The sequence below is a fragment of the Holdemanella sp. DFI.5.55 genome (assembly GCF_020593575.1).
GTDB classification, from domain to species: Bacteria; Bacillota_I; Bacilli_A; order Erysipelotrichales; family Erysipelotrichaceae; genus Holdemanella; species Holdemanella hominis.
The window spans coordinates 45428-51997 of the sequence record NZ_JAJDMK010000008.1 but is presented as its reverse complement, the minus strand read 5'-3'; the positions used below and the strand labels follow the sequence as shown (position 1 = coordinate 51997).

Below are 6570 nucleotides of genomic sequence, written 5' to 3'. Positions count from 1 at the left end.
GTAACACCAATTCCACACAACGGATGTCGTCCACCAAAACGACCTCGTGGATAGTTAAAGGAGGATAACGATGCAGGAATTTGAAAGAGCTTCACTTCATAAAGATTTTGTGAATGAAGAAAACAATACTGGATCTTATATCTTTGAACCTCTTGAAAGAGGTTTTGGAATTACGATTGGAAATACCATTTGCCGTACATTATTAACAAGTGTACCTGGCACACGCATTGTTGGATTTAAAGTATCTGGATTTGATGGAAAAGCAACGATGATCGAAGGTATTTTAGAAGATATTTATCGTATTTCATTAAATTTAAAAGCTGTACAATTATACAATGATGGAGAAGGATTCCAAACATTGCATATTTCAAAGAAGGGTCCTGCAACAATTCAGGCGGCTGACATTATTTGTCCGGAAGCTGTTGAAGTTGTAGATCCTGAACAAGTGATTTGTACTTTAGAAAAAGGTGCAAGCTTGGAAATGGAGATTTATGCTGTAACTGGAACTGGATATAAGAGTTCAATTGAAAACAAAGTGTCATACGACTTTGGTGAAGATGTCGTAGTATTAGATGCAACTTTCACTCCAATCCGTAAAGCAGATTATTTAGCAGAACCTGCTCGTGTTGGGTTGGATAAAAAATATGATAAAGTACATATCAATGTAGAAACAGATGGTACAATTACACCTTTACAAGCTATCACAATGGCTGCAAAGATTTGTATGGAAAACTTAGATGAAGTTTTAACTGTTTCAGATTTAGAATTAGAAGAAAGTTTCATGGTTCAAAAACCTCAAGTTGAGGATGTTAAGAAAGTAAATACAATGATGATTGAAGATTTGGATTTATCTGTTCGTTCTTACAATTGTTTAAAACGTGCAGGAATTCAAACTGTTGATGAACTTACACAAAAAACAGAAGATGAAATGATGCATGTTAAGAATTTGGGTAAGAAATCACTCAAAGAAGTGAAGGACAAAATGTACCAATTGGGATTGTTCTTCAAATCGTATGAATAAGAGGAGTAAGAATCATGTGGAATCGTAAATTGGGACGTAAAGCCGATCATCGTAAAGCATTGTTGCGTAACATGGCAACATCTTTGATTGAAAACGGACAAATCGAAACAACAGAAATGAAAGCAAAAGAATTAAGCGCTGTAATGGACTCATTAGTAACATTAGCAAAACGTGGAAATTTACATGCACGTAGACAAGCAGCAGCTTATGTTCGCAATGTAGAAGTTGATGAAGAGGGAACAACAGCTCTTCAAAAATTATTCAATGAAATTGGACCAGCATATGCAGATCGTAATGGTGGATACACTCGTGTAGTAAAAACACGTATCCGTCGTGGAGATGCAGCTCCAATGGCAATTGTACAATTCGTGAAGTAGTAGTTACTACTTCACTTTTCTTTTAAGGAGAATTAAAATGAGTGATTTAGAACAATACGCAAAAGAACATCAAGTGCCTATTATGATGGATGGTGGGTTAAAGTTCTTGTTAGAAAAACTTCAAGAAAAACAATGCCTGTCATTTTTGGAGTTAGGAACTGCAATTGCGCGTACATCTATTGAAGTAGCTAAGTTAGATCCTAGAATGAAAGTTGTCACAATTGAAAGAAATCCTGACATGATCGTTCAGGCAAAAAAGAATATTGAGGAAAGTGGATTATCTGACCAAATCACATTGATTGAAGGGGATGCTCTTGAAGTAGATGTAGATGGTATGTTTGACTGTATTTTTATCGATGCAGCTAAAGCACAATATCGACGTTTTTTTGAGAAATACTGTATCCATTTGAATGAGAATGGTATAATTGTATCAGATAATATGAATTTTCATGGGCTTGTAGAACATCCAGAATTATCGCGTAATCGCAATACACGCCAATTAGTTCGCAAGATCCATGATTATCATACGTATTTGGCAGAACTTTCTGATTATGAAACAGCATTTTATGATTATGGAGACGGAGTTGCCATTACAAGGAGGAAATAATTATGAATCTTTTTAAATTTTTAGTAGGTGCTGCAACCATTACAGTTGGCGCATGTGCAGTTGCTGGCAAAGTACATCGTGATAAACAAAGACAGGAAGAGTTAGATGAATTCTTATGCCCAGATATTGATGAACCTATTGAAAAAGAGATTCAACCAAGTGTAAGCCCATTAAAAAACATGGAATCGGATATTATGGGATTTAAAGAGGCTGAAGAAGAAATTCTTCCGGTCACACTTACATATAGCTTTGATTCTAAGGAGGCGGCTAAACAATTTCAAACAGAAATTGCTGAAAATGGATTAACTTCTTCGTATGATGATGAAGACAAACTTGTGGATGTAATTTATCATGAGGGTGTAAATGAAAGTGATTTAAAAATTTTGTCAAACACACTTGTAAATGCATGTACAAACACAAGTGCTGAATATAAAGGATTTCATTTTAATAAATAGTGGCTTGAGGGTGCTCAAGCCATTTTAATATGGTATAATAGTTCCGTTTATGGTGGAGGATATGTGATGGAAGCAATCGAAGTTTCACATTTAACTTTTTCCTATGACGGGAAAAATGATATATTAAAAGATGTTTCTTTTTCAATCCCAAAAGGAAGCTATACAACGATTATTGGACATAATGGTTCTGGTAAGAGTACAATGGCAAAACTAATCATTGGTTTATTGGAAGCGAAAAAGGGTAAAATTCAAATTTTAGGTCAGGAACTAAATGAAGAAAGTGTATATGAATTGAGAAGTCATATTGGAATTGTATTCCAAAATCCAGACAATCAATTTATTGGTTCTACAGTGGCAGATGATATTGCCTTTGGTTTAGAAAATCATTGTGTAGAACAAGAAAAGATGCAGGGGATTATTGAAGATGTTGCAGGTCGTGTTGGAATGACGGATTTTTTAAGTGCAGAGCCGACTAAATTATCTGGTGGACAAAAACAGCGTGTAGCGATTGCGGGTATCTTAGCTATTGAACCAGATATTATTATTTTTGATGAATCGACAAGTATGTTGGATCCTCAAGGTAAGGCAAGTATTAATGCGCAGATTCGCAAGTTACATGAGGAAAAAAATATCACTATTTTATCAATTACACATGATATGGAAGAGGTTGCTCAATCTGAAAATGTCATAGTATTAGAAAATGGTGAGATTGCGATGCAGGGAACACCAATGGATATTTTTAAACAGGAAGATAAGCTAGCTAAAATGCAGTTGGATATTCCTTTTGGTTTAAAGATTTCTAAAGAATTAAAGAAGCGTGGGATTTTTAAGGAAAATGTATGTCGTTTAGATGAGGTGGTAGAAAAATTATGTCGATTGAAATAAAGAAGTTAGAGCACACATATAATGAAAATACCCCTTTTTCGCATGCTGCATTAAAAGGTATTGATCTTTCAATTCCAGAAGGAAAAGTTACAGCTATTATTGGGCAGACGGGTTCTGGAAAATCAACTTTGGTTCAACATTTAAATGGTTTGTTGATTCCAACAGCGGGTACTTTGGATATTTGTGGCTTTCATATTCAGCCTTTGTTGAAAATCAAAGATGTGAAGCAATTGAGAAAAGAAGTTGGACTTGTATTCCAGTTTCCTGAATATCAATTGTTTGAAGAAACGATTGGTAAGGATATTGCGTTTGGACCAAAAAACTTTGGAACAAGTGAAGAAGATGCTTCTCAACTAGTAAAGAAAATCTTGCCTGTTGTAGGTTTGGATGAAAGTTATTTGGATCGTTCTCCTTTTGATTTGAGTGGAGGACAAAAGCGTCGTGTTGCAATTGCCGGTATTTTAGTATTGAATCCCAAAGTTTTAGTTTTAGATGAGCCAACTGCAGGTCTTGATCCTCAAGGTGCTCAAGAAATGATGACTTTGTTTATGAACTTAAATAAAAAGGAAGGAAAAACCGTTCTTTTAGTAACTCACGATATGGAGCATGTCATGAATTATTGTGATCATGTAATTGTGTTAAGTCATGGTGAAGTAACGCAGGAAGCGAATGTGAAGGAATTTTTTAAGCATCCTGAATATCTACAAGAGATTGGTATCAATCCACCTAGTATAGTGCGTTTAAAGATGCAATTAGAAGAAAATGGATTTGACATGGATCCAGATATTATGGATATGAATTCACTTGTGGATTCAATAGAAAAGCAGGTGAAGAAACATGAATAATGTTGCGTTAGGACAATATATGCCATTAGATTCTGTGGTTCATAAGATGGATCCTCGATCTAAAATTATGATCATGTTATTTTTAATGGTTGCGATATTTATTCCTGCAGGAGTCCTTGGATATGTGATTATAGGTATTTTTATTTTATTGAGTTTGTATTTATCAAAATTAAATGTTAAATATGCATTAAGAACAATGAAACCAATGTTATGGATGATGGCTTTCTTGTTGGTTATTAACCTATTGGTTATTAAAACAGGAACACCTTTGTTTTCAATCAAGGGATTTACAATCTATAGTGATGCCGTAAATCAAACGTTATATATTGTGGTTCGTTTAATGTTGATGGTCATTATCACAACTGTATTAACAGCAACAACAAAACCTTTGGATTTGACTTTGGGAATTGAAAAATTGTTGAAGCCTTTTGAAAAGGTTGGTGTACCAGCTCACATTATTGCGATGATAATCAGTATTGCGTTGCGTTTTATTCCAACATTGATTGAAGAAACACAGCGTATTATGAACGCGCAGGCAAGTCGTGGTGTGGATTTAGAAAATGGGAGTATTAAAGAAAAAATTATGGCCATTTTGTCTTTAATTGTTCCACTATTTGTTTCTGCATTTGATCGTGCAGATCAACTTGCGAATGCGATGGAAGCTAGAGGGTATGATCCATCTAGAAAAAGAACACGTTACAAAGTGTTAAAGATGCAAACTATCGATTATGCTTCAATGATTTTAAGTGTTTTCGTTCTTTGTGCTTGTATTGGTATTTGGGTATTATGATTGTAAAAGCACTTGTCAGCTATGATGGTTTTAATTATGCAGGCTGGCAAAAACAAGAGAATGCGTTAGGCATTCAACAAGTGATTGAAGAAGCTTTGTATAAAATTACTAAAGAGAATGTGGATGTTGTTGCGAGTGGAAGAACGGATGCTGGAGTTCATGCATTAGGTCAAGTCTTTCATTTTGAGACAAGTAAAAATATTCCGGCTATTCAATATGAAAGAGCATTAAATGCGTTGCTTCCTAAAGATATTCGTATCTTAAAAACGGAAGAAATGCCCGATGATTTTCATGCACGTTTTAGTGCTGTAGGCAAACGTTATGATTATTTTTGTTCGTACGATATAAAGAATCCTTTTAATTATAAGTATCGTAATTTATTAACTAAAAAATTGGATATTGAGACGATGAAAAATGCATCAAAAGTATTCTTGGGATCTCATGATTTTACGAGTTTTGCATCGAGTAAAATCGATCCTAGAAAGCCTAGAGTTAAAACGATTTCAAATATTGAAATTAATGAAGAAGGTACAGACGTGCATTTTATTTTTGAAGGTACTGGTTTTCTAAGATATCAAGTTCGTATGATGACGGGTACTTTAATTGCGGTAGGTCAACATAAGATAGATATTGATGATGTGCAAAGAATGTTAGATGCGAAAGATAAGTCGGCATGTCGTTATAATGCACCGAGTTGCGGATTATATTTAGTGGAGGTAAAATACAATGAAACAAACTAATTTTCATACACATACTTCACGTTGTCATCATGCCTTTGGTAATGATGAAGAATTTGTTCGTACTGCCATTCAAAATGGTTTTGAAGTATTGGGCTTTTCAGATCATGCGTGTTGGAAATATGACTCCGATTTTGTGGCGCATATGCGTATGAAGCTTGATGAATTTGATGATTATAAAGATAGCGTTTTATATCTGAAAGATAGATATAAGAAGCAGATTGAGATTCGTTTGGGTTTAGAAGCTGAATACTTTCCTAAATATATGGATTGGTTGTTAGATTTCTGTATTGAAAATGAAATTGATTATTTGATTTTTGGCAATCATTATTATGGTACAGATGAGGATCACATTTACTTGGGTGGTGCTAAAGGTAAGTATATTAAAGGATATTTTGATACTTGTATTGAAGGTATGAAAACGGGTATGTATGCATACCTAGCTCATCCTGAATTGATTTTAAGAGATACAGGTGGTTTTATCACACCTGAAATTGAAGAGGGATTTCACCGTATTTGTAAGATCAGTCAAGATTATAATGTTCCATTAGAATTTAATGTGTTGGGTATGCAACACAATATGCGTATGGGGTATGAAGAGTATCCACACACTAAGTTTTGGCAAATCGCTGCTCAATATAATGTGAAGGCAATTCTAGGTATGGATGCGCATAGAATTTGTGATTTGGATCAAAAATTATATAATTTGGCTTTGGAAAAATTATCTGAATTTGATGTAGAAATCATGGATGATATTCCTTTAATTGATTATAAAAAAATAAAAGAAAACAAGATTAAAGTTTAGCAAAAATAAAGCTAAACTTTTTGTTTTTTTCATTGACTTTTATAGGGA

The 6570-nt window shown here is 34.2% G+C and carries 8 protein-coding genes and 1 pseudogene; all 9 read left to right on the top strand.

Going from position 1 to position 6570, the window contains the following annotated elements:
• Positions 1–70: 70 nt before the first annotated feature.
• The 9 genes and pseudogenes from LJE08_RS03515 to LJE08_RS03475 all read left to right on the top strand — a co-directional run bounded on the left by LJE08_RS03515 (position 71) and on the right by LJE08_RS03475 (position 6522).
• On the top strand, positions 71–1021 hold the full coding sequence (locus tag LJE08_RS03515) for a DNA-directed RNA polymerase subunit alpha (RefSeq protein WP_117925855.1): 951 nt from the start codon (positions 71–73) through the stop codon (positions 1019–1021).
• 14 nt (positions 1022–1035) lie between these two features.
• On the top strand, positions 1036–1398 hold the full coding sequence (gene rplQ, locus LJE08_RS03510) for a 50S ribosomal protein L17 (RefSeq protein ID WP_227402422.1): 363 nt from the start codon (positions 1036–1038) through the stop codon (positions 1396–1398).
• A gap of 19 nt (positions 1399–1417) precedes the next feature.
• Positions 1418–2005, top strand: a pseudogene (locus LJE08_RS03505) (O-methyltransferase); the annotation flags it as partial.
• 2 nt (positions 2006–2007) lie between these two features.
• On the top strand, positions 2008–2460 hold the full coding sequence (locus tag LJE08_RS03500) for a hypothetical protein (protein ID WP_186999224.1): 453 nt from the start codon (positions 2008–2010) through the stop codon (positions 2458–2460).
• A gap of 66 nt (positions 2461–2526) precedes the next feature.
• Entirely contained in the window at positions 2527–3345 is an 819-nt protein-coding gene (locus tag LJE08_RS03495; protein WP_117925862.1) for an energy-coupling factor transporter ATPase, read from the top strand.
• Complete coding sequence (locus LJE08_RS03490) at positions 3330–4190, top strand: energy-coupling factor transporter ATPase (protein WP_117925864.1); 861 nt, start codon at positions 3330–3332, stop codon at positions 4188–4190. Before LJE08_RS03495 ends, LJE08_RS03490 begins: the two co-directional genes overlap by 16 nt.
• Complete coding sequence (locus LJE08_RS03485; RefSeq protein ID WP_217256530.1) at positions 4183–4980, top strand: energy-coupling factor transporter transmembrane protein EcfT; 798 nt, start codon at positions 4183–4185, stop codon at positions 4978–4980. Before LJE08_RS03490 ends, LJE08_RS03485 begins: the two co-directional genes overlap by 8 nt.
• A complete protein-coding gene (truA, locus tag LJE08_RS03480; protein ID WP_217256529.1) occupies positions 4977–5720 on the top strand; it encodes a tRNA pseudouridine(38-40) synthase TruA in 744 nt (247 codons plus the stop codon). The genes LJE08_RS03485 and truA overlap by 4 nt, the downstream gene beginning before the upstream one ends.
• Entirely contained in the window at positions 5707–6522 is an 816-nt protein-coding gene (locus LJE08_RS03475) for a histidinol-phosphatase (RefSeq protein WP_227402421.1), read from the top strand. Before truA ends, LJE08_RS03475 begins: the two co-directional genes overlap by 14 nt.
• The last annotated feature ends 48 nt before the right edge of the window (positions 6523–6570 follow it).

Coding starts and splice junctions, on each gene's coding strand:
- LJE08_RS03515 (WP_117925855.1), top strand. CDS start 71: ATGCAGGAATTTGAAAGAGCTTCACTTCATAAAGATTTTGTGAATGAA.
- rplQ (WP_227402422.1), top strand. CDS start 1,036: ATGTGGAATCGTAAATTGGGACGTAAAGCCGATCATCGTAAAGCATTG.
- LJE08_RS03500 (WP_186999224.1), top strand. CDS start 2,008: ATGAATCTTTTTAAATTTTTAGTAGGTGCTGCAACCATTACAGTTGGC.
- LJE08_RS03495 (WP_117925862.1), top strand. CDS start 2,527: ATGGAAGCAATCGAAGTTTCACATTTAACTTTTTCCTATGACGGGAAA.
- LJE08_RS03490 (WP_117925864.1), top strand. CDS start 3,330: ATGTCGATTGAAATAAAGAAGTTAGAGCACACATATAATGAAAATACC.
- LJE08_RS03485 (WP_217256530.1), top strand. CDS start 4,183: ATGAATAATGTTGCGTTAGGACAATATATGCCATTAGATTCTGTGGTT.
- truA (WP_217256529.1), top strand. CDS start 4,977: ATGATTGTAAAAGCACTTGTCAGCTATGATGGTTTTAATTATGCAGGC.
- LJE08_RS03475 (WP_227402421.1), top strand. CDS start 5,707: ATGAAACAAACTAATTTTCATACACATACTTCACGTTGTCATCATGCC.